The organism is Paenarthrobacter sp., from assembly GCF_031180005.1.
In the GTDB taxonomy this organism is placed as follows: domain Bacteria; phylum Actinomycetota; class Actinomycetes; order Actinomycetales; family Micrococcaceae; genus Arthrobacter.
Window position 1 is genome coordinate 55,056 of the sequence record NZ_JAPSHI010000004.1, and the last position, 22,308, is coordinate 77,363.

At 62.7% G+C, this 22,308-nt stretch carries 17 protein-coding genes and 1 riboswitch; of the genes, 9 read left to right on the forward strand and 8 right to left on the reverse strand.

Going from position 1 to position 22,308, the window contains the following annotated elements; genetic code table 11:
- Positions 1–11: 11 nt before the first annotated feature.
- The 5 genes from RIF72_RS04710 to sucD all read left to right on the forward strand — a co-directional run bounded on the left by RIF72_RS04710 (position 12) and on the right by sucD (position 6,529).
- Positions 12–857, forward strand: coding sequence for an inositol monophosphatase family protein (locus RIF72_RS04710; RefSeq protein ID WP_309073694.1), 846 nt, complete (start codon positions 12–14; stop codon positions 855–857).
- 64 nt (positions 858–921) lie between these two features.
- Positions 922–3,468, forward strand: coding sequence for a DNA helicase PcrA (gene pcrA / locus RIF72_RS04715; RefSeq protein ID WP_309073695.1), 2,547 nt, complete (start codon positions 922–924; stop codon positions 3,466–3,468).
- A gap of 14 nt (positions 3,469–3,482) precedes the next feature.
- Complete coding sequence (locus RIF72_RS04720) at positions 3,483–4,181, forward strand: hypothetical protein (RefSeq protein WP_309073800.1); 699 nt, start codon at positions 3,483–3,485, stop codon at positions 4,179–4,181.
- A gap of 264 nt (positions 4,182–4,445) precedes the next feature.
- Entirely contained in the window at positions 4,446–5,615 is a 1,170-nt protein-coding gene (gene sucC, locus RIF72_RS04725; RefSeq protein ID WP_309073696.1) for an ADP-forming succinate--CoA ligase subunit beta, read from the forward strand.
- Positions 5,616–5,626: 11 nt separating this feature from the next.
- The gene (gene sucD, locus RIF72_RS04730) at positions 5,627–6,529 is read left to right on the forward strand and encodes a succinate--CoA ligase subunit alpha (RefSeq protein WP_309073697.1); all 903 of its coding nucleotides are present in this window, start codon (positions 5,627–5,629) and stop codon (positions 6,527–6,529) included.
- A gap of 138 nt (positions 6,530–6,667) precedes the next feature.
- Here sucD and RIF72_RS04735 read toward each other — a convergent pair whose 3' ends face one another.
- From RIF72_RS04735 to RIF72_RS04755, 5 genes are all read right to left on the reverse strand, one after another.
- Complete coding sequence (locus tag RIF72_RS04735) at positions 6,668–9,580, reverse strand: chitobiase/beta-hexosaminidase C-terminal domain-containing protein (RefSeq protein ID WP_309073698.1); 2,913 nt, start codon at positions 9,578–9,580, stop codon at positions 6,668–6,670.
- Positions 9,581–9,707: 127 nt separating this feature from the next.
- Positions 9,708–10,499 (reverse strand): type 1 glutamine amidotransferase, encoded by a 792-nt coding sequence (locus RIF72_RS04740; RefSeq protein ID WP_309073699.1) that lies wholly within the window; start codon positions 10,497–10,499, stop codon positions 9,708–9,710.
- Between the two features lie 66 nt (positions 10,500–10,565).
- Positions 10,566–11,567, reverse strand: coding sequence for a matrixin family metalloprotease (locus RIF72_RS04745; RefSeq protein WP_309073700.1), 1,002 nt, complete (start codon positions 11,565–11,567; stop codon positions 10,566–10,568).
- A 52-nt stretch (positions 11,568–11,619) separates the two neighbouring features.
- The gene (locus tag RIF72_RS04750) at positions 11,620–12,456 is read right to left on the reverse strand and encodes a matrixin family metalloprotease (RefSeq protein WP_309073801.1); all 837 of its coding nucleotides are present in this window, start codon (positions 12,454–12,456) and stop codon (positions 11,620–11,622) included.
- A 142-nt stretch (positions 12,457–12,598) separates the two neighbouring features.
- On the reverse strand, positions 12,599–13,765 hold the full coding sequence (locus tag RIF72_RS04755) for a VIT1/CCC1 transporter family protein (RefSeq protein WP_309073802.1): 1,167 nt from the start codon (positions 13,763–13,765) through the stop codon (positions 12,599–12,601).
- A gap of 255 nt (positions 13,766–14,020) precedes the next feature.
- On the opposite strand from RIF72_RS04755, the gene RIF72_RS04760 reads away from it, so the two are divergent.
- Positions 14,021–14,212, forward strand: a complete 192-nt coding sequence (locus RIF72_RS04760) for a hypothetical protein (RefSeq protein ID WP_309073701.1) — start codon at positions 14,021–14,023, stop codon at positions 14,210–14,212.
- Here the strand turns inward: RIF72_RS04760 and RIF72_RS04765 are convergent.
- On the reverse strand, positions 14,209–14,520 hold the full coding sequence (locus RIF72_RS04765) for a hypothetical protein (RefSeq protein ID WP_309073702.1): 312 nt from the start codon (positions 14,518–14,520) through the stop codon (positions 14,209–14,211). The genes RIF72_RS04760 and RIF72_RS04765 overlap by 4 nt on opposite strands.
- A gap of 16 nt (positions 14,521–14,536) precedes the next feature.
- A riboswitch (SAM riboswitch) is annotated at positions 14,537–14,656 on the reverse strand.
- Positions 14,657–14,854: 198 nt separating this feature from the next.
- A complete protein-coding gene (locus RIF72_RS04770; protein WP_309073703.1) occupies positions 14,855–16,372 on the reverse strand; it encodes a sodium:solute symporter in 1,518 nt (505 codons plus the stop codon).
- A 266-nt stretch (positions 16,373–16,638) separates the two neighbouring features.
- On the opposite strand from RIF72_RS04770, the gene RIF72_RS04775 reads away from it, so the two are divergent.
- Positions 16,639–17,214, forward strand: coding sequence for a helix-turn-helix domain-containing protein (locus RIF72_RS04775; RefSeq protein WP_018777077.1), 576 nt, complete (start codon positions 16,639–16,641; stop codon positions 17,212–17,214).
- Here RIF72_RS04775 and RIF72_RS04780 read toward each other — a convergent pair.
- On the reverse strand, positions 17,211–19,184 hold the full coding sequence (locus RIF72_RS04780) for an amino acid transporter (RefSeq protein WP_309073704.1): 1,974 nt from the start codon (positions 19,182–19,184) through the stop codon (positions 17,211–17,213). The two genes, RIF72_RS04775 and RIF72_RS04780, sit on opposite strands and share 4 nt — an antisense overlap.
- Positions 19,185–19,402: 218 nt before the next feature.
- On the opposite strand from RIF72_RS04780, the gene speB reads away from it, so the two are divergent.
- Positions 19,403–20,473 carry an agmatinase gene (speB, locus tag RIF72_RS04785; RefSeq protein WP_309073705.1) on the forward strand — a complete coding sequence of 357 codons (1,071 nt, stop codon included), beginning with the start codon at positions 19,403–19,405 and terminating at the stop codon, positions 20,471–20,473.
- Positions 20,470–22,173 carry a thiamine pyrophosphate-binding protein gene (locus RIF72_RS04790; RefSeq protein ID WP_309073706.1) on the forward strand — a complete coding sequence of 568 codons (1,704 nt, stop codon included), beginning with the start codon at positions 20,470–20,472 and terminating at the stop codon, positions 22,171–22,173. The genes speB and RIF72_RS04790 overlap by 4 nt, the downstream gene beginning before the upstream one ends.
- Positions 22,174–22,308 lie beyond the last annotated feature (135 nt).

A 22,308-nucleotide genomic window follows, 5' to 3' on the forward strand; every position in this document is an offset into this window, starting at 1 on the left:
AAGCTGGAACCATGACCACCGGCAGGCACACAGCAACTGAACTCGATCCAACACTGGATGACTACCAACTGGCGAGCGCCCTGGTCCGCGAGGCAGGCCAGCTTGCGCTGCTCATGCGGATGGGTGGCCTCCAAGGCGAACGCAAGACCTCAGTGTCCGACGTCGTCACTGCAGCCGATCACGCAGCCGAGGCTTACGTCCTTGAACAGTTGCGGCGCTGCCGTCCGGAAGACGGCATCCTCGGCGAGGAGGGTGCCTCCGTCGCGGGGACGAGCGGCCGGACCTGGGTGATCGACCCCGTTGACGGCACGTACAACTTCCTCCACGGGTCCACGTACTGGTGCTCGGCCATTGCCCTCAAGCGTGACGACTCGGACCACGGCGGCAACCCGGTCGCGGATCCGGACGTGTTGCTCGGGGCCATCTATCAGCCCGAACTGGATAAGCTCTGGCTGGGAGGGGCGGAGCGCCCCGCAACCCTGAACGGCGAGGCGATCTCCGGTTCAGGTGACTTCCCCGTTGGCCAAATCTCCGCAGCCACGTACATCCACCCCACCTGGCTCGCCGACCCCCGGGCCGCCATGCCCTGGCACGCGGCCGCAGTCTCCGCGGCGTCCCTGCGGATGTTCGGGTCAGGGTCCTGCGACCTCGGCCGGGTGGCTGACGGGGAGCTCGGCTGCTGGTTCCAGCACAGCTGCCCGGAATGGGACTGGCTCCCCGGGAAGGCGATCGTCCGCGCTGCCGGCGGGGACACCGCCGTCGTGCAGGTCAATGGCTTGAATTGGTTCGTGGCCGGGGGCTCGACGGCGGTACGCGAGTTGAGTGCTGCCCTCACCTCTGTTCCCCAATTTGCCTAGCATCCGCTACTGCTGACCATGGCGCCTTATAGTGTCAGGGGCACCGCCTAGACTGGTAGGCACCATGGATATGTTGTTTGACCCCTACGCAGACGGACCCTTCAAAGCTGGCACCAAAGCCGCAGTCAAGGCTGCCCCGGAACTTTCCCATTCCGGCGGTGGCGCCTCCGGGCCGCGGCTCCAGGAGGGAACCGGCGGGTCAGGGAACGCTCCCCAAGCACTCGCCCCAGGGGGATGGGGCGATCAGGGCGCCCACGGGTTGCCAAGCGCTGAGGCACTCCTCCAAGGACTGAATCCGCAGCAGGAAGAGGCAGTGAAGCACGCCGGAAGCCCCCTGCTGATCGTTGCGGGTGCGGGCTCGGGGAAGACGCGCGTACTGAGTAACCGGATCGCCTACCTCATTGCCACCAAGCGTGCGCATCACGGCGAAATCCTGGCCATCACCTTCACCAACAAGGCAGCGGCCGAAATGCGGGAACGCATCGAAGCCTTGGTCGGCGCCCGGGCAAAGGGCATGTGGATTTCCACGTTCCACTCGTCCTGTGTGCGAATCCTGCGCCGGGAAGCCGCCAACGTCGGGCTGAATTCGAACTTCTCCATCTATGACTCCGCTGATTCGCTGCGTCTGATCACGCTCGTGGCAAAGAACCTGGACCTGGATCCCAAGAAGTTCGCACCCAAGGCCATCCAGCACAAGATTTCTGCGCTCAAGAACGAGCTCATTGACGCCGACTCGTACGTCTCCTCGGCAAACCACAACGACCCCTTCGAACAAGCCGTGGCCGACGTCTTCAAGGGCTACACGCAGCGTCTCCGGCAAGCCAACGCGATGGACTTCGACGACCTCATCGCGGAAACCGTTTACATGTTCCGGGCTTTCCCTGCGCTCGCGGAATCTTACCGGCGCCGCTTCCGGCACGTGTTGGTGGACGAGTACCAGGACACCAACCACGCGCAGTACGCGCTGGTCAGGGAAATCGTGGGCTTGGGAACGGACACGGACGTGCCACCCAGCGAATTGACTGTGGTGGGCGATTCCGATCAGTCAATTTATGCTTTCCGGGGCGCGGACATCCGCAACATCGTGGAGTTTGAGCACGACTACCCCAACGCCCGCACCATCAAACTGGAGCAGAACTATCGCTCCACGCAGAACATCCTGAGCGCTGCCAACTCGGTCATCTCCCGCAATCCCAACCGCCAGGAAAAGCGTTTGTGGACCGCGGAAGGTGACGGCGAGAAAATCATTGGCTACGTGGGTGAGAACGAACACGACGAAGCCCAGTTCATCGCCAAGGAAATCGACCGGTTGCAGGATGAAGAAGGCTTGCGTCCGGGCGACGTCGCCATCTTCTACCGCACCAACGCACAGTCGCGTTCCATTGAAGACGTTCTGGTCCGGGTGGGACTGCCGTACAAGGTTGTTGGTGGGACGCGCTTCTACGAGCGCAAGGAAATCAAGGATGCCCTGGCCTACCTCCGCGTCCTGGTGAACCCGGACGACGACGTCAACCTCCGCAGGGTACTGAACGAACCGAAACGCGGGATCGGGGATCGTGCAGAGGGCGCCGTGGCTGCCTTGGCCGAGCGGGAACGCACCTCGTTCATGGCCGCTGCGCGCCGCGTTGACCAAGCGCCGGGCATGGCCACACGCTCCATTAACGCCGTCCTGGGATTCGTTAAGCTGCTCGATGACCTTGCCGAGGTGGCTTCGGGCTCTGGTGCTGCCGCTGCGTTGGAAGCCGTCCTCGAACAGACCGGCTACTTGGCGGGGCTGCGCGCCAGCAACGATCCACAGGACGAATCCCGGGTGGAGAACCTCGCCGAACTGGTGGCAGTGGTCCGGGAATACGAACGCGACAATCCGGACGGGTCTCTCGGTGAATTCCTGGAGCAGGTCTCCCTCGTGGCCGATGCCGACCAGATTCCGGACGCGCCGGGCGCTGACATTGATGCCGCCGTCGCGGAGGCCAAACGCATGGGCGTTGTCACGCTCATGACGCTGCACACAGCCAAGGGCTTGGAGTTCCCGGTCGTGTTCCTCACCGGCATGGAGCACGGCATCTTCCCGCACCAGCGTTCCGCGACGGATCCGAAGGAACTCGCGGAAGAACGGCGTCTGGCCTATGTGGGCCTCACCAGGGCGCGCAAGCGCCTCTACGTCACTCGTTCGGAGGTCCGCAGCATGTGGGGCCAGAGCCAGTACAACCCGGCCAGCCAGTTCCTGGAAGAGATCCCTTCCGAGCTGGTGGAGTGGAAGCGCGAAGGAATCAGCCGTCAGGCCGCAGGCGGCTGGGGGAGCGCCCCCATCGGGTCCAACCGCTACGGTGGTTCCTTCTGGGGTGCGGGCACCTCCCGCGGCGCTGCCGCAAGCCCGACCGCAGGGTTCGACGCCGACGTCCCTGCCGCCGTCGTACGCAACAGGGTCCAGCCGCAAAAGGAAGTCATTTCCGTGGTGGTGGGGGACAAAGTCAACCACACGAGCTTCGGCAACGGTGTGGTGCTGGGCATCGAAGGCGCGGGGGACAAGACGGTTGCGAAGGTGAAGTTCGACGTCGGCGAGAAGCGGCTGCTGTTGCGGTACGCGCCCCTGACCAAACTCGATGCATGAAACGGCACGGCATAATGAGGGACATGCGACGGACTGTTTGGGGGATACTGGCCGCCTTGATCATGGTGCTGGTCACCGGGTGTTCCTTCTCCACCGAAGATCCCAACTATGTGCCTCCGGCCCCATTGCCGCCGCTGGAGCAGCTCCAGCAGGTTCCTGTCACTGAGCAGACCACCCTGTCCGCGGGCGAGGATGTCACAGCGTTCATCACTGCTGACAAGAACATTGTGTGCGCCCTGACATCTTCCCGGGGCGGGCACCTTAACCTTCCCTATGAGGCCAACTCCTACTCGGACGCGGCCAACAACAAGTTCGCGGTTGTTCCTGTGGCGCACTGCGAGCTGGCCAAGTATGCCAAACCGGACCTGGATGACGTTGTGGAGGACTGTGCTGGAACAGGCCTTGGCTACCTTGGCGGGACAGCGCTGCTGACTCCTGAGAAGGCTGTCTACGGCTCATGTCGTTCCGGCGTAACACAAATGGAATCGGAGTTCGGGCCAAAGGGCAGTGGTGGGGGTCCTATCTCCAAGCTCCGGGAGCTCCCGGACGGGCAGAACATCGAGCGCAACGGGCTACGGTGTTCGGCCTATAACGGCGGCGTTGCCTGCGGAAACGTCTCTGGTGGCGTGGCATTCTTCGTAAACCGCGAGGGTTACCAGTTGATTTCCGACGGCGGCAAAACGGTCCGCGGGAACCTGAAAGAAGCGTCCTGAACCGCATTCGAAAGCCTTCCGACAGCCCAAAAACCGCGTCATTATGCGGTTTTTCTACATCCGATAGAAGTGTAAGGTTACTCACTTAACAGGTAGTGTGTAGCTGGCGGGACTCCTCAAAGGGCTAAAGTTCCGAGAGGACCTTACGCAATGTGACCGGCTTCAATCCCGGTTGCTACCGCGTACTTTCCGCAGCTGGCTATCGCGGTCATCGCGGTTCCCGGCTGAACAGAAAACTACTTCGACGTAGAAGGACACTAAACCGTGGACCTGTTTGAATATCAGGCGCGCGATATGTTCGAGGCGCACGGTGTACCCGTGCTCGCCGGCATCGTGGCGCACACTCCTGAAGAAGCGAAGGCAGCTGCCGAGAAGATCGGCGGCGTAACTGTCGTAAAGGCACAGGTTAAGGTTGGTGGCCGCGGCAAGGCTGGCGGCGTCAAGGTTGCCAAGACCGCCGAAGAGGCACTTGAGCACTCCACCAACATCCTGGGCATGGACATCAAGGGCCACACCGTCAACAAGGTGATGATCGCCCAGGGTGCTGACATCGCCGAGGAATTCTACTTCTCGGTCCTCCTGGACCGCGCCAACCGCAACTACCTGGCCATGTGCTCGGTAGAAGGCGGCATGGAAATCGAGCAGCTTGCAGTCGAGCGTCCCGAGGCCCTGGCCAAGATCGCCATCGACCCCGCTGTGGGCATCGACCAGGCCAAGGCTGACGAGATCGTTACAGCTGCAGGTTTCGCTGAGGAACTGCGCGGCAAGGTAGCCGACGTCATTCTGAAGCTCTGGGACGTTTTCAAGAAGGAAGACGCAACTCTGGTTGAGGTCAACCCGCTGGTCCGCACCGGTGCTGGCGAGATCGTTGCCCTCGACGGCAAGGTCTCCCTGGACGAGAACGCTGACTTCCGCCACGTGCACCACGCACACCTGGAAGACAAGGACGCAGCTGACCCGCTCGAGGCGAAGGCCAAGGCGCAGGACCTCAACTACGTCAAGCTGGACGGCGAAGTAGGCATCATCGGCAACGGCGCCGGTCTTGTGATGTCCACCCTCGACGTCGTTGCTTACGCCGGCGAGAACCACGGCAACGTGAAGCCCGCAAACTTCCTGGACATCGGCGGTGGAGCATCCGCCGAGGTCATGGCCAATGGTCTGGACGTCATCCTGGGCGACTCCCAGGTCAAGAGCGTATTCGTGAACGTCTTCGGCGGCATCACCGCTTGTGACGCTGTTGCCAAGGGCATCGTCGGTGCACTGGCTGAGCTCGGTTCCTCCGCGAACAAGCCGCTGGTAGTTCGCCTCGACGGCAACAACGTTGAGGAAGGCCGCCGCATCCTGACCGAGGCCAACCACCCGCTGGTTACCCTGGCCGCCACCATGGACGAGGGCGCCGACAAGGCCGCCGAGCTCGCCAACGCAGCTAAGTAAAGGGACGCGACATGTCTATCTACCTCAACAAGGACTCCAAGGTCATCGTTCAGGGCATCACCGGCGGCGAGGGCACCAAGCACACCGCCCTGATGCTCAAGGCCGGTACCAACATTGTTGGTGGCGTCAACGCCCGCAAGGCCGGCACCACGGTCCTGCACGGTGACAAGGAAATCAACGTCTTCGGCACCGTCAAGGAAGCCATCGCTGAAACCGGCGCTGACGTCTCCATCGTCTTCGTTCCCCCCGCATTCACCAAGGACGCCGTGGTTGAAGCAATCGAAGCCGGCATCGGCCTCGTCGTTGTCATCACCGAAGGCGTGCCTGTTCAGGACTCCGCCGAATTCTGGGCACTCGCCCAGTCCAAGGTGGACGCTGACGGCAAGCAGATCACCCGCATCATCGGACCGAACTGCCCCGGCATCATCACCCCCGGCGAAGCCCTGGTTGGCATCACCCCGGCGAACATCACGGGCAAGGGCCCCATCGGCCTCGTATCCAAGTCCGGTACCTTGACTTACCAGATGATGTACGAACTCCGCGACCTCGGCTTCTCCACTGCGATCGGCATCGGCGGCGACCCCGTCATCGGTACCACGCACATTGACGCCCTGGAAGCCTTCGAAGCTGACCCGGAAACCAAGGCAATCGTCATGATCGGTGAGATTGGTGGTGACGCTGAAGAGCGCGCAGCCGACTTCATCAAGGCCAACGTCACCAAGCCGGTTGTTGGCTACGTTGCCGGCTTCACCGCTCCCGAGGGCAAAACCATGGGCCACGCAGGCGCCATCGTTTCCGGTTCCGCCGGTACGGCCCAGGCCAAGAAGGAAGCTCTCGAAGCCGCTGGTGTAAAGGTTGGCAAGACGCCATCCGAGACCGCCAAGCTGCTGCGCGAAGTTTACGCAACGCTTTAGTCTTTACAGCAAATTCACGACGACGGCCCTGGGTCTTCCCAACGGAAGGTGCAGGGCCGTCGTCGTTCCTTAAACCAGCTGACGCGAGCCGAAGAGTCTGGGGGAAAACTCCGACCCGCGCCAGGTCAATGGGGCCGGCTAAGCGATGATCTTCATCGCCTGCCAGCCGGTGCCGAGGCTGATGGGCGGTACGGTGCTGAACGCTCCGCTGCCTGTGCCCGGATACAGCCACAGGGTGTCAGCGATGCGGCCTATGACGTCGTTGCTGCCATCGCCATTGAGGTCGCGGGGCCCGGCTATCGATGTTCGGTTGTCCCAACCCGTGGAGATCTGTTTCCATGGCAGCCATCCACGGGTTCCGTTTCCGGGGTACAGCCAGAGGGCGCCTGTGTCAGAGCGTCGCGCCAGCACGTCTCCCTTTCCATCTCCATTAAAGTCCCCCGTGCTCAGAATTGCATTCATAATATTCCAGCCGGTTCCCACGGTGGTGGGCGTCCGCTGTCCGCCGGTCCCGTTGCCTTCATACAGACGCAACTCGCCGGTGCTTAGCCGCCCCATGAAGTCCGGAATCCCGTCGCCGCTGAAGTCCCCGGGTGAAAACAGTTGGCTCATGGTGCTCCAGCCAGAGCTGACCTGCACCCGGGCCCCGAAGCTGCCGGCACCGTCACCCGGGTAGAACCATAGGATGTCACCGGCACGGGCCAACAGGTCCGGTTTGCCATCCCGGTTGAAGTCACCTGGAGTGATGGTGTCAGTCACGGTGGACCATGCAGGTGCCGGCAGGGCTACCTGCCGGGGCAAAAGGCCGCCTGCGCCGTCTCCTGGGTAGAGATACAGATTGCCGGCAGTATCAGAGGCCAGGACATCGGCTTTGCCGTCACCGTTGTAGTCATGGGCCGACGGCGGCCCTGCTGCCGGGACAGTGTACGTCTGGCTGCCCACGGCCGAGACGTTGCCGGCTGTGTCCACCCCGATGTACTTGAGGACTAGCGTGGAGCTCCCCATGGCAATCGGGGCTGTGTACTTGATGTTGGTGGCCGAGTCCGTTGCCGTGGGCGTGCTGCCATCGGTGGTGTAGTAAATGGCCGCCTCTGGTTCATTTGCCGAGAGGGTGATGGTGGCCCCACTGGCCAAGGCCCGGCTGGTGGGGTTGGCTGTCACCACGGGCGCCGTGGTGTCCGGTGGGACGGTATACGTCTGGGTGACGACGTCGGAGACGTTTCCGGCAGGATCCGTGGCGGAGTACTTCAGTGTCATCGGGGCCGTACCGGGGAACGCTATCGGTGTGGAGTACACCTGTCCGGCTGTCAACGGGTCGCTGCCATCAGTGGTGTATTTGATCACCGAGTTCGCTTCGTTAACCGTAAGGGTGATGGTGGTGCCTGGAGCGTAGGCGCCGCCCAAGGGGTTGGCGGTCACCACCGGCTTGGTCACATCCGGTCCAGTGGAGTACGTCTGGGTAACCACGGCGGAGGGATTGTTCGCAGAGTCCACCGCGAAGTACTTCAGGGTCAGCGGGCCGTCCAAGGTGAACGGGGTGGCGTATTTGCTGCTGGCCACCGTGGGCGTAGACCCGTCCACTGTGTAGTAGATGGTAGCTGGCTCACTGGCGGTAAGTGTGACCTTTTGCCCGATGTCGTAGGTTCCGCCCTGTGGTGTGGCTGTCACCACGGGGGCAACGATGTCAGCGGTGATATGTGCTTCGAATTCGGCCAAGCCCACACTGGTGGTGGAACTGCTGACGGAGGTGATGTTGAAGCGCACGGAGCTGACAGTCCTTGCCGGGAAATTCACTGTCAGGCCGGAGCCATTGTTCGGCAGGGCGGCAACCGGGACAGTGCTGCCATCCGAAAAGACGAGATTGCCGCCCGTGACATGGTCGCTGGTGACGGGTCGATCAAAGAGCGTCACAGCATTGATGGTCTTTGCGGGCGAGAAGTTGTATTGGATCCAGCTGCCCGCTTTGCCCCCGTTGGTGACCCACTCGCGGTTGGCGTCCATGGGGGTGCCCCAGGCGTAGCCGTCACGGGCCTTTTCCGGGCTTTGTGCAGAGGCCCTTTGGGAGGATGCTGAGACTGTGGTGCCTGCCGACTTCGCTGCGTTACCTGTCCATTCGATGGCCGTGATGTACTGCCGTTTGAGCCAGTCGCTGTAGGGCGTGCTCGGACAGATAGCACCGCAGAGGTGTTTGTCGAAATTAGCGAAGTGGACGAAGGCGTCCACCTTGCTGGTGAGTTCATGCCCGTGCACGTTTTGGGCGTACTCATCGATGACGTAGGCATCGTAAGCCGATGACGTATGAGGGCCGGTGTAAGCCCTTGTTGCGATTTGGGCAAACTTGGCCGCAGCCCAGTGATCACTGTGGTCGTAAGGGGTGGTGAAATTACCTGTCCAGTCCTGGGTACGGAAGGTGATGGGCTGGAAGTTGGCTATCAATCTGTTCAGGGTGCTTTGGAGCTGTGCCTTGGTGTAAGTGGCAGACCCGTCAACAGGGCGAATACTGGAGATCCGGCCATCCCACAGTTTGAGGATGCTCTGACCGTTGTAGCGGGAGGTGCCGCCGCCGTTGGGGTAGCCGTCCGGAAGCCGCATGTAGACGACGGAGATATTAGGTGCAGCGTTGAGGGTGTGAACCGTCAATGGACGGCCCGGTACCCCGGCGTCCGAGGCTGTCCACGCGTTGGCAACCCCAGCCATTTTGGCGTAGGTCGACCTGATTCCGTTTTCAAGGCTGCTCCAGTACGCCTGGCCCTCGCCAGCTTCACCAGCGGTGATGAAAACAGTTTGGAGACACCGCTTGGCTTGGATATCGCGCATGAAATCGGGGCTGATGAAGATCAGTTCATCATCGGTGTGCGCGACGATCTGCATGGCACCGCCGGTCCCCGGGCACGGAGGCACGGCGGCCGAAGCGGGAGTGGCAAAACCGAACGTAAGCGCAGAAAGGGCGACAGAAAGGCCCAGCAGGAACCCAATGACTTGCTTGGAAAAGGCGCGGGTCCTAAAGGTGGAATGGCGAGTATGACGACGGGCGTATTTTGGACGGTCCACAACTATGCTCCTTGAGCAGGTGTTGGGCCCCCCAGCCGGCAAACTTACGACGCCCCCAAGACGTCATTTCGAATTCAGTTGTTCACTGCGGGACCCCTTCGGCGGACCGAAAGTGGTGCAGTGACCGCTACTGTACTCCTGCAGACGGGCTATGAATAGGGTTCCCGCAGACATCCACAAAATTCTTGAACGGCAACAACCGCTCAGCGTCGGGTAACTGGGAGGCCTCCGGATGCCATTGGACCGAAACGACCCATCGCGAGGGGTCTTCCAAGGCCTCCACGGTTCCGTCGTCTGCCCCGGCAGTGACCTGCAGGCTTTCGCCTACCCGGGACACAGCCTGATGGTGTCCGGAGGCAATCTTAATGGTGCTCCCACCAGGAGCTCCATATAGCCCTGCAGTCTTGGAACCGGCCGCCAGGAGCACGTCATGCCAAGCCCATTCACTTCCCTGGGTGTCGTGCGGATCCAAGCCGTTGTGGTTTACTGCCGACGGCTCCATGTCCTGGATCAGCGTTCCTCCGTAGAGGACGTTCAGCAACTGATGGCCGCGGCAGACGCCGAACAGCGGCAGGCCGGCGTCGATAGTGGCCCGGGCAACATCCATGTCCAGGTGGTCCTGCTCGGGGTTCACATCATAAAGCGACTCGTGAGGGTCCTGTCCATAGAGGCGTGGGTTGATGTCGCCGCCTCCCGGCAGCACAACGCCGTCGAGCGTTTGCATCTCGGTGGCCAAGCGCCCGGCGCTGTCAGCGGAAACCGGGGTCAACAGCACTGGCTGTGCGCCCGCTTCGCGCAGGAGGTCCACGATGTACGTAAAGAGGTCGTTGGCTTCACCCACACGGGCGTCGGGATTGCCCGAACTACTGAGACGTACCGGAACGCCGATGCGCGGACGAGCAACTCTTGAACTCTTCATGTCTCATGATGCACCGGACTGCTGCCGCACACCCAAAACTTGTAGCAGGCGTTCCGGGCCTGGCCCTCAGAAGTCCTTGCTGCAGGGGCCCGTGCCCAGCTGGGCCAAACCCGTCCGGTCGCCCGCAGCGTATCCGCGAACCCAGGAAGCTTGGTCGAACATGAGCTGTCGGGGATCATCCACATGGTCCAGGCCGAGCAGGTGTCCCAGCTCATGCATGATAACTGCCACGCCGATCTCTTCGCCGCTGGGAGCGTCCACGATATCAGCGAATTGTGGGGCATCCAGGGACACCGTGCCTGTCACGTAGGCCTTGTAGCCGTTGCTGAGGCCAATCGAGGAACTTCCGCCAAGGCCCACGGTCTGCCCGCTCAGGCGTGGCACCTGCTCGGGAGTGCTCCACGCGATGAGGACAGGAGCCCAGCGGTCTCCGTACCTTTCGGGCTGGTATCCGGACCTGTTGGGGGAGGGGATTTCGGAACTGGGGCCGTCGTAGATGAACTTCAATCCTGTGGCTTCGCCGGCCTGCCTCACGGCTTCTTCCACCAGCGGCTGCCACGAGGCCGGTGCGAGGTCCGAGTTGACCACGTAGTGGATGGGCCGGCACGGCGAGTAGGCCAGCGGAGTTCCGTCTTCCTTGAGAGCCAGGAACTTGTACGAGGAACTGGTGCGGTTCAGAGGTGCCGGCGTTCCAAGCGGTGAGTCGGCTTCCTCGAGTCCCGGGACAGGCTCCTGGCGTTGGCCAAACGGGACCAGCCCAGGGCGGGGCGCCTGGCTCTGAGTGGCGGACGATCCGTACAGGAGTTGGTGAAGTTCGCCGCTGAAGTAGGCGCCCGCGCACACCAGGCCGAGCACGCTGAAAAGGAACAGGATGGCCGCGACGCTGCTGTGCTTTATAGGCGGCCTGACCGGCGGAGGATCCGGCGGGCGCGGGGTATGCGGAAGGTAATTCGGACGAGGGGGATCGTGGTCCGGCCACTTGGGCGACCCGTAAGGTTCCATGGAACCCCCTGACGTGGCGGCTGCGGCGGGAAGTGGGGCGCCGCCGTCGGCCGTATTTGTCAGCATAAGTCCCGCTCCGCCGGGAGTCCATGCCGGGAATGCTTGAAGCGCGAAAGGGTTAGATGTCTTTGCGGCAGGGTGCCGAGGCAAGGAGATGCAGGCCATTCAGGTCGCCCGCCGCGAGTCCGTCGGGAGCTCCGATTTCCGGGTACATGAGTTGGATCGGGTCATCAACGTGGTCCAAGCCCATCACGTGGCCCAGCTCGTGCTGCATGACGGCCAGGACATAGTCGGCCCCGCCGGGACTGGCGAGCAGTTCCGTCACCTGCGGAGTGTCCAGCTCCAAGCTTCCAGTGATGTAGCTCTTGGGTCCTTCGTTGAGGGAGTACATGGTGCTGCCTCCTGTGCCGATGACATTGTCAGCCAGTGCAGGTGCTTCCACGGGTGTGGTCCAGGAAATCAGAAGGGGGGCCCACCGGTCGCCGTACTTGGAGGGCTGGTATGGCTCACGCCGGTCCACCGGCAACTCGTCCGTGGTGCCATCGTTGATGAACTTGATGCCGGACGCCGCAGAAATATTTGCCAGGGCGGCGGTCAGGAGGGCATCTGAGCCAAGGGGTGCGGATGCATCGTTGACCACGTAATGGAGCGGACGGCAAGGTGAATAACCTACCGGGGTGCCGTCGTCGTTCGTGGCCAGGAACTTGTACGAATCGTTGGTGGTGCCGGGCGCTGAAGGCGAGGCCAGTGGGGCGTCCGCCTCCTCAAGTCCAGGCGGCGGCGCGTCCAGGGGACGCGCTGGTTCTGCTCCACCTGGCCGGTCCTGCGTGGTTCCCGGCATGCTCACGCCCGGGAAAAGTGCGGAAATACGAGGATCACCCTGCAGGAATCCACTGACCAGGACGGCAACGACGGCGGCAATGGCGGCCAAGAGAACGCCGCGGAGAACACGCATGGCCGTTCCAGTGCGGCGGTGCTTTGGCACGCGCGTTGCTTCCCGCTCCGGGTCCACGGTTCTCCATTCCTGATGCCCTGGTCACGCGGGGCAGCGCGGAGGACGAACCAACATTACGGTCTCCGGACCGAAGCGTCCAAACTTAGACGATTGCTGCTCCGAAGGCCAGGCCCAGCCCGTACGTGGCTGCAGCCGCTCCCAGGCCGATGGCAAGCTGCCGCAGCCCGCGGCTCAGCGGCGAGGTTCCGGACAACAAGCCGACGACGGCGCCGGTAGCCAAGAGCGCGATGCCCACCAGAACGCCGGCCACCAGCAAGGCGGCGATGCCCGTCATGCCGAAAATGAACGGCAGGATGGGCACAATGGCGCCTGAGGCGAAGAAACAGAAGCTGGACATCGCGGCACCCCACGCCGAACCCACGGATTCATGATCGTCAGTGGGCGGCTTCTCCGGCTGCAGGGAGAGGCTGGGATCGCAGTCGCAGCCAAACAATCCCATGCGCTCGGCAGCGCGGTGCTCCGCGGCTTCCCGTGTCATGCCGCGGGCCAAGTACACCAGGACCAGCTCGTTGTGCTCGATGTCCAACGATGGCGCTGCGGTCAGTGTGGCCTGCGTGGGCAGCGTGGCATTAAGCAGCTCCCGCTGGGAGCGGACCGAAACGTATTCACCCGCGCCCATGGAAAGTGCACCGGCCAAGAGGCCCGCCACGCCACTCATGAGCACCACGGAGCTGGAAACACCGGTTGCGGCCATGCCCATGACCAGTGAAAGGTTGCTGACCAGGCCATCATTGGCGCCAAAAACGGCGGCGCGGAAGGTTCCGGAGAGCCTGTTGCGTCCGCGGGTGGCCAGGCCCCGGACTACTTCTTCGTGGATTTGTTCATCGGCCACCATGGCCGGCGTCGCCGCAGGTTCGGTACCGTACGGGGAACGGCCTTCGGCGCGCTGGGCCAAAGCGAGGACAAACACTGACCCGAAGTTACGGGCAAGGAAGCCCAGGAACTGGCTGCGGGTGGAAGCTGCCTTGGGCATTCCGGCGTGCTCGCCCAGGAGCTTGAGCCAATGGGCCTCGTGCCTGCCTTCCGCTTCGGCCAAGGCGAGCAGGATTTGGCGTTCTTCGCCGTCGCGCCGCTGCGCCAATTCGCGGTAGACAGCGGCCTCGGCACGCTCGTCCGCCAGGTACTGCCGCCACCGGCGGATGTCCGCGTGTGAGGGCGGCGGGGCTTGGGTCCCGGTGTTTCCGGCGGCTGCTGATTCGGGGGTGGGGTCCGGAGCGGAGCTCGACGAACTGTGGGATTCCTGGTGCATCTGCACTTTGTCTCCTGTGCTGGGTGGGGTAGTTGCGGCCCCATTGCACGCCCCACACTACCGCTTATCCGCGCGGATTTTTGGCTGGTATTCCTTAAATGGAATGTTCGGTGCACCGTAATTTCCTTGACCCTCGCTTGTGCCGGTGCTCAGATGGAAGGACAGGGGCGGGGCCCTCCCGCCGCTGGATTCCTGCATTCGGGTCAACGGGCAGAACCGCCCACGAGAACCGGCCCACGAGACGGAGGTTGCACCATGAACACCACCGAATCACACGCCAACTACCCGGAACGGACAACTATTGAGTCCGACCCGGCCTACGACTACGCCGAAGACCAGGAAGTGGACGAACCCTGGGTGGAGGAAGTGGACGCCCCCGAGGACGACGAACGTGTTGTCCCCATCGACGAAACCGAAGAGTTCCGCGAGGAAGACGACGAAATCTAAGCTCTGTCCTCGTGCCCCAGTGTGAAGTGACGTTGGAGGCCTTCCCGTTTGCCGACGGCGGCAATAGTCACCGTTAGTGTCTTGGACGACTCGCACCAGCGAGTTGGCCGGACGGCTTGGGCCAACGCCTGCGCGATGAGTTGCGGTTGGGGATGTCCGAATTGCCCGGTTCCCGCGTGGGAAGTGATGGTCACCGTGCCCAGGAAGAGGTCGACGGCGGGAATCACCGCCACGGTGGGGGCAGCCTTTTTGGTGGGGGTGCTTGTTGCTGCTGTGTCTACCTGGGTGGTATCGCCTTGGTACGGCAAGGGACTGCTCCTTGGGGGAGTGCTCTTGCCCGCTCGGTTGTCTCTGGTCCGGGACGGGCCGCTTCCTCATCCGAACCACCCGTGAACATGGGGTTGGTGTGTGGCCAGTCGGAGCTTGGCACCACATCTCTTGAAGCTGGGACCACCCTATCCCATTGCTGTCCACGCCCCCGCGTTGTGGGGCCTGGTTTGCGTCCTTTGGGGTGGTGTTGGCGCGCAGAGCGGGCCTTCCAACGGACGGGGATATAACGCAACGGCGGCGCCGCCCGAAAGGGGAGGCGCCGCCGTCGAACTTTGCTTGTTTCCTGAACCTTGCTTAGTTCCTCGTGCCTGCTTAGGACGCGGGCGTTGTGAGCTCGTCCTCCGCCACGCGGGTGCCGGCGACGCGGTCCGTCCAAGCCTTCATGACCGCCGGATCCGTGGGCTTGCTCAGAAGCGATACGATCACGAACACCAGCGCCGAGGCAATCAAACCGAAGTAGATCGGCTCGTTGGCATACACCCCGTCCAAGGGCTGCTCGGCGTTGATCTCAAGGACGATCATGGTGCCCAGCGTGATCACGGTGCCTACAGCCATGGATGCTGCTGCGGCGATGCCGGTTCCACGCTTCCAGACAAGGCCGCCGATGATGGCGACCAGCAGGCCGCCCACCAGGATGTCGTAGGCGATGGTCAGGGCAGCCACCACGTCCTGGGTGGAAATGGCGATGACGATGGCCACAATGCCCAGGCCAAGGACCCACATGCGGTTGGCCCTGACATCGTGCTCGGGGTTCTCCGAATCGGAGGTGTCGATGGTCTTGCCAAACCAGCTGGCCACGAACGGCAGGACGTCGGCGCGGGCGACTGTTGCGGCAGCGATCAGCGAACCGGACGCGGTAGACATCATGGCAGCGACGGCTGCGGCCAGGACAAGCCCGCCGATGCCAACGGGCAGCAGGTTCGTAGCGACCTCTGCGTAGACGTCGTCATTGGTTTCGATGGCAATATCAGACAGGGCAACGCTTGCTGCCATGCCGATCAGCGCTCCGGCCAGGCCGTAAAGGATGCAGTAGACGCCGGCGGTGGCGCCACCCCAGCGCGCAACAGTGGGTGTCTTGGCGGTGAAGACGCGCTGCCAGATGTCCTGGCCGATCAGCAGGCCGAGTGTGTACACCACAAAGTAGGTGATGATCGTCTGGATGCCGATGCCGTCGATCTGGAAGAAGCTCTCATCAACACGGGCGCGGATTCCGTCCAGGCCACCGGCTGCGTTCAGGGTGAAGGGGAGCATGAGGAAGAAGATGCCCACGGTCTTGATGATGAACTGGACCTGGTCGGCAAGGGTGATGGACCACATTCCACCGATGGTGGAATAGACGAGAACGATCGCACCGCCGACGGCGATTGCCATCCAGCGCTCCCAATCGAACAGGACCACGAAAATGGTGGCGTAGGCGCCGGTGGAGGTGGCGCAGAGCATCAACGTGTAGGCGAGCATCACGATGCCCGAAGTCTGAGTGGCCCTGCTGCCGTAGCGAAGCGTCAGCATCTGGGAGACCGTGTAGATCTTGAGCTTCTGGATGGTGCCGGCGAACAAAAGGCTGAGCAGCAGCACGCCGCAGCCGATGGCCACAACCAGCCACATGCCGGAGATGCCGAACTTGTAGCCGAGGCCGACGCCGCCCACGGTGGACGCGCCACCGAGGACCACTGCGGCCATGGTGCCGGTGTAAAGGAAGGGTCCCAGGCGGCGGCCGGCCACCAGGAAGTCGCTGTTGTTCTTTGTGCGGGACTTGCCCCACCAGCCGAATGCCAGCATGGCGAGCAGGTACACCACCACGATTGCGATGTTTATAGCCGAAGATTCCATGAACGGTCCTTGGAGCTGATGCACGGAGGTTGGGGTTTTCGACGATACTCCTGCGAAGCGTCGAAGTCTCTGTGCTGACGATTGGAGATTGTGGATGTGTTGTGTGCCTCACAGACAACACTTGTTGCCTATGAGGATATGTTGTGATGGGAGTAACAGTCAAGATCCTTTGGTCATGCTTCCGGGTATTCTGGCGCTCTTGGCCTGTCTCCCGGCTACTATTGCTCCAATGACAGGGCCACATGACAGGCCTGAAAGGTTCGTGAATGAAGGCTCTACCCGTTGAACCGAGCAATGTTCCCGTTGCCATCGGTTCCAGAATCCGCGCAGCCCGGCAAGCGCAGCGCCTCACCATCGAGCAAGTGGCGGATGCTACCGGACTGACCAAAGGCTTCCTCAGCCGTGTGGAGCGTGACCTGACATCGCCGTCGGTCGCTTCGCTGGTTACGCTCTGCCAAGTGCTGTCGGTATCCGTAGGCGACTTGTTCGCCGCCCCGGAGACCCACCTGACCAGGCGCGACGACGGCCCCCGCATCTCCCTGGGCGGTCAAGGCATAGTGGAACGCTTGTTGACCGCCCGCTCCGAGCGTCGGCTCCAGATCCTGCAGGCAACCATCGAACCGCGGGGCCGTGGTGAAAACGAGCTCTACGCCGTGGACTGCGACGTTGACGTCCTGCATGTGGTCAAGGGCCGGATCAAGCTCATCCTGACAAATGAAGAGTACGACCTCGAAGAAGGAGACACCCTCTCCTTCCCGGGCCGTGAACCCCACACCTGGATCAACCCCACCGACGAGACCGTCGAGGTGCTGTGGGTGCTGGTTCCTGCGGCGAGCCGCTAGCCCACGTGGACCCACGGCCGCCGGGTGACGTCCGGCTCGGCTTCCCTCAGCACTTCGCGGGTTACCGGCGCGATCTCGCCTTCGCCGAAGAACAGGAACCTGCTGAGGTTGGAAATCGGGTTCCCCTCCGTCCACCGGAAGTAGATGTGTGGCATGAATCCGGTGACGTCGCGGATGTGGAGGAGTACTGCGGCCACGGTGTTGGGCACGTTATTGCTGTGCACCTCCAGGATCTTGAACCCGTGCCGGAGCTTTCCCACCACCTGAAGCTCCTGCTCAAAGTCGGAGCTGTCGTCCACAATGACTTCGATGAACATGGCGTCGCAGTCAATGGGCAGGTGGCTGGCCTGCTGGGCGTGCTGTAGTTTCTCCCTGTAGCGGCTGGCGCTGAGGTGCTTTGGCTCATGGGCGATGATGCGGACAGGTCCTTCGGCGGCGTTCGCCGTGAATTCGAGGGCTTTCTCGTCCAGCTTGATGTGGGTAGCGCGGAGTTCGAAAGCGCGGCGCATGCGGGAGGTAAAGCTGACCACTATGATGCCCAGGATAAAGAGGGCTGCAATCTTTAGGCCGTCGGGGCGCTCGATCGAGTTGACCACGGTGGTGTAAATGAAAGCCAGGGAGATCAATCCAAATCCAATGACCTGCGCGCGCTGCTTCTTTCGCCGGGCGGACAGGGTCACCGCTATGGACGCCGAGGTAATCAGGACAAGCACGCCTGTGGCATAGGCGCCACCTTGGGCGTTTACATCCGCCTTGAAAATGATGGTGATGAAGAATGCGATGACTGTGAACACCAAGACCAGCGGACGGAGAGCCCGAGCCCATGCCGGTGCCATGCCGTAGCGGGGCAGGTATCGGGGAACAAGGTTCAAGAGTCCGGCCATGGCTGATGCGCCTGCGAACCAGAGGATGGCGATGGTGCTGACGTCGTAGACGGTTCCGAAGCCGTCGCCGAGGAATTTGTGGGCCAGGTAGGCGAGCGCGCGGCCCTCGGCTTTGCCGCCGTCTTGGAATTCTGTGGCGGGGATCAGCATGACGGTGGTGAAGCTGGATGTGATGAGGAAGGAGCTCATGATGATCGCGGCGGTGGTGAGGAGCTTGTGGGCACCCTTGATCCGGCCTGCGGGATTCGCTTCAGTATCAGTGGCGTGGCCTTTGATCTGGGGCATGACGGCGACGCCGGTCTCGAATCCGGAGAGTCCCAGCGCAAGGCGGGGGAATACCAGGAGTGCCAGGGCCACCATCATGATCGGATCCCCGTGGGAGGTGGTGAGGGCGGACCACCAGTCGGTAATGACCCTGGACTCAGTGAAGATGTGGCCCATGGACACCGCAATCACAATGAAGTTCAGCGCCAGGAAGACGCCCACCAGCACTACTGCTACGTTGATGGCTTCCTTGAACCCGCGCAGGAAGACGACGCCCAGACCGGCGATCAAAGCCAGGGTGATGACCACTTGTTGGCCTTCAAGGGCGTGCGGGGCGAAGGGATTCTCAATGAGGTGCGCCGTTGCGTCTGCCGCGGACAAGGTGATGGTGATCATGAAGTCGGTTGCGGCGAAGCCAAGGAGGGCAAGGACGAAGAGCTTGCCTCCCCATCGCGGGAGCAGGCGTTCAAGCATCGCGATGGATCCTTCGCCGCGGGGGCTTTCCTTGGCCACCCGTCGGTAGACGGGCAAGGCGCCGGCCAGCGTCGCGATGACCAGGAGCAGGGTGGCCAGGGGAGAGAGCAAGCCCGCCGCCAGTGCTGCGATGGCTGGCTGGTATCCCAGGGTGGAGAAGTAGTCCACGCCGGTGAGGCACATGACCTTCCACCAAGCCTGCGGTTTGTGGGAGGTGGAGGGACGGCCATAAGGGCCTTGGTGTTTGCCCGAGGTATCCGGTGCCCCTTCCAGCAGCCAGAATTTGAGCTTGAAGGAATTCTTGGGCTTGTTGGCCGGGTCGGCCGGGGGCCTCGTCAGGGTGGTCACGGTGTCCTTTCGCGCAGCCAGGTGCTGCTCCGCTAGGAGCGTATGGCCGTGTCCGACGCCGGGACCCCGGTTTTTATGGAATCTTTACGCCCGCTGTGACTGGCATCTCATGCCGCACACAGCTAAATCAGACTTGTAAACAGCTGATGCATATAAGGCAACTTAAAGTGTATGATGGGAGTCACAGCCACAGACCTAACTCGAAGGAGAGGCATATTTTGGAAGAGCTCCGCATTGAGGCCAACGGGAACCTTGGACCCATCGATTCATCCCGCATTCCGCGTTACGCCGGTGCCGCCACCTATGCCCGCTTGCCCAGACTGGACCAGGTCTCCAAAGCTGACGTCACAGTAGTCGGCGTTCCCTTTGACTCGGGTGTCTCCTACCGCCCTGGTGCGCGCTTCGGTGCCAACCATGTTCGTGAAGCCAGCCGACTGCTGCGACCGTACAACCCTGCCTGGGACGTCAGCCCGTTCGAGAACATCCAGGTGGCCGATGCCGGTGACATGGCCGTGAACCCGTTCAACATCAACGAGGCAATCGAGACTGTCCAGCAGAATGCCTTGGACCTCACGGCCAACGGCAGCAAGCTGGTAACCCTCGGTGGCGACCACACCATTGCACTCCCGCTCTTGAGGGCAGCAGCGGAGCGGGCAGGCGAGCCCATCGCCATGCTCCACTTCGACGCCCACCTGGACACTTGGGATACCTACTTCGGCGCCGAGTACACGCACGGCACCCCGTTCCGCCGTGCGGTGGAGGAGGGCATCCTGGACACCGAAGCCATTAGCCACGTGGGAACCCGCGGCCCGCTGTACGGCAAGAAGGACCTGGACGACGACCACCGCTTCGGCTTTGGAATCGTCACCTCCGCTGACGTCTACTACCAAGGCGTCCTGGAAACCGTAGCCAAGATCCGTGACCGTATCGGCAACCGCCCGCTGTACATCTCCGTGGACATCGACGTATTGGACCCGGCCCACGCGCCCGGCACAGGCACCCCCGAAGCCGGCGGCATCACCAGCCGCGAACTCCTCGAAATCATCCGTGGCTTCCGCGGCATGAACCTCGTGGGAGCGGACATCGTTGAAGTTGCTCCTGCCTACGACCACGCAGAGATCACCGGTGTTGCAGGCAGCCACGTTGCGTATGAGCTCGTGACCCTCATGGCAGACAACGCCGTGGAAGGCGACCGCCAGGGTGCCCCGAATGGTTACGCGCAGCAGGCACTCGGCGCTCGCATGGCCGAACTCGCGCAGGCAACCGGAACAGTCGGGGACCAGCGATGATTGATTTCGATCCCGGCACGGCAGCCCCCACCAAGGGGACCAACCAGCGCAACGGTGGGGACCTCGTCGTCGAGACCCTGGAAGCACTCGGTGCTAAGACCGTCTTCGGCATCCCGGGTCAGCACGCGCTCGGGCTGTTTGACGCCATGGGCCGGGGCAACCTGCACTTCGTTTCTTCCCGTGTGGAGAACAACTCGGCCTTCGCCGCTGACGGTTATTCCCGCGCCACCGGCGAGGTGGGTGTGCTGTTCCTGTCCACCGGTCCTGGCGCGCTCACCTCCTTGGCCGGCCTGCAGGAGGCTTACGCCACCGGTGTTCCCATGGTGGTTGTCGCCAGCCAGATCCCCCTCGACGGCCTGGGTGCACGCCGCAAAGGCATGCTGCACCAGCTCGATGACCAGAAGGCCTCGGCCGCGAACGTCACCAAGAGCCAGCGCCTGATCCAGCACGCCTCGGGTATCCCGTCGGCCATCCAGGACGCCTGGACCGAGGCGATTTCCTCGCCACAGGGCCCGGTCTGGATCGAAATCCCGCAGAACGTCCTCCTGGATCCCATCATGGTTCCTCCGGTGGAGGATGCGCTGGCCGAGGCATTCGATAACCCGCCGCGCGTCGAGCTGGTCCGCGAGGCCGTGAAGTGGCTGTCGACGGCGGAACGTCCGGCGATCATCGCCGGCGGCGGTACCCGCCGTGGCCGGGCCGAGAAGTCGCTGCTCTCGATCGCCGAGCAGTTACGGGCTCCGGTCATCTGCACTCCCGGTGGCAACGGTGCGTTCCCGTGGACCCACGAGCTGTCCTTGCAGTCGTGGATCGAGGACCGGTACATGACCGACGTCCTGGAAGACGCCGACGTCTTGATCGTCATCGGCTCATCCTTGGGCGAAGTGACCTCCAACTACTTCACGTTCGAACCCCGCGGCCGCATCATCCAGATCGACGCCGAACCCCGGGTCCTTGAGTCCAACCGGCCAGGTTTGGGCATCCGTGCCGACGCCGGCCAGGCACTCGCAGCGTTGGACGAGGCACTCGCAGCTGCGGGCGCCGCGGACGCGGCCAAGCGTGATTGGCACGGCACCAGCCCGGAAGATGTGGTCAAGGAATCCTTGGCCAAGGTCAAGGCGCGCCTGGAATCACAGGACCTGGCCAAGGAACTGAAGTTCATGGCCGACATCCGCGAGGCCGTCCCGGCGGACATGCAGACGTTCTGGGACATGACCATTTCCGCGTACTGGGGCTGGAGCTGCTGGGACGCCCGCGAGGGTCAGTTCCACTCCGCCCAGGGAGCCGGTGGCCTCGGCTACGGCTTCCCCGCAGCGATCGGCGGTGCCGTGGGTCTTGAAACCACCGGCAAACCGAGTCGCGTGCTCGCAGTATCCGGTGACGGATCTTCCATGTACTCGATCTCCGAACTCGCCACCGCCAAGCAGCACAACGTCCCGGTCACCTGGCTGATCGTGGACGACGGCGGTTACGGCATCCTCCGCGAATACATGGTGGGCGCCTTTGGCCAAGCCACCGCCACCGAACTCGCCCGACCGGACTTCGTGAAGCTCGCCGAGTCCTTCGGTGTCCCGGCCCGCCGGGTAGCCCCGGAGGAAGTGGGGGACGCGCTCAAGGCGTCGTTCGAAGCCGACGGGCCCAACGTCGTCGTGGTTGAAACACTGCTGAAGATGTTCGGCCCCACGCATTTGGACAACTAGAGCGACTAAAAAACTAAACAACCAACGCAGTCAGCCCCCGCACGAACCATCGCGCGGGGGCTGACTGCGTTGTTGGGCCTGCTCTGCGCCCAATTTCCCAAAAATAGGGTGCAGAGCGGGCCCCACAACTTAGAC

Bases quoted from the DNA above. Each gene is read 5' to 3' on its own strand.
- RIF72_RS04740 (WP_309073699.1), bottom strand. From the start codon at position 10,499: ATGAAGAGTTCAAGAGTTGCTCGTCCGCGCATCGGCGTTCCGGTACGT.
- RIF72_RS04745 (WP_309073700.1), bottom strand. From the start codon at position 11,567: ATGCTGACAAATACGGCCGACGGCGGCGCCCCACTTCCCGCCGCAGCC.
- RIF72_RS04770 (WP_309073703.1), bottom strand. From the start codon at position 16,372: ATGGAATCTTCGGCTATAAACATCGCAATCGTGGTGGTGTACCTGCTC.
- RIF72_RS04720 (WP_309073800.1), top strand. From the start codon at position 3,483: ATGAGGGACATGCGACGGACTGTTTGGGGGATACTGGCCGCCTTGATC.
- RIF72_RS04760 (WP_309073701.1), top strand. From the start codon at position 14,021: ATGAACACCACCGAATCACACGCCAACTACCCGGAACGGACAACTATT.
- RIF72_RS04790 (WP_309073706.1), top strand. From the start codon at position 20,470: ATGATTGATTTCGATCCCGGCACGGCAGCCCCCACCAAGGGGACCAAC.
- RIF72_RS04755 (WP_309073802.1), bottom strand. From the start codon at position 13,765: ATGCACCAGGAATCCCACAGTTCGTCGAGCTCCGCTCCGGACCCCACC.
- RIF72_RS04775 (WP_018777077.1), top strand. From the start codon at position 16,639: ATGAAGGCTCTACCCGTTGAACCGAGCAATGTTCCCGTTGCCATCGGT.
- pcrA (WP_309073695.1), top strand. From the start codon at position 922: ATGGATATGTTGTTTGACCCCTACGCAGACGGACCCTTCAAAGCTGGC.
- sucD (WP_309073697.1), top strand. From the start codon at position 5,627: ATGTCTATCTACCTCAACAAGGACTCCAAGGTCATCGTTCAGGGCATC.
- RIF72_RS04750 (WP_309073801.1), bottom strand. From the start codon at position 12,456: ATGCGTGTTCTCCGCGGCGTTCTCTTGGCCGCCATTGCCGCCGTCGTT.
- RIF72_RS04710 (WP_309073694.1), top strand. From the start codon at position 12: ATGACCACCGGCAGGCACACAGCAACTGAACTCGATCCAACACTGGAT.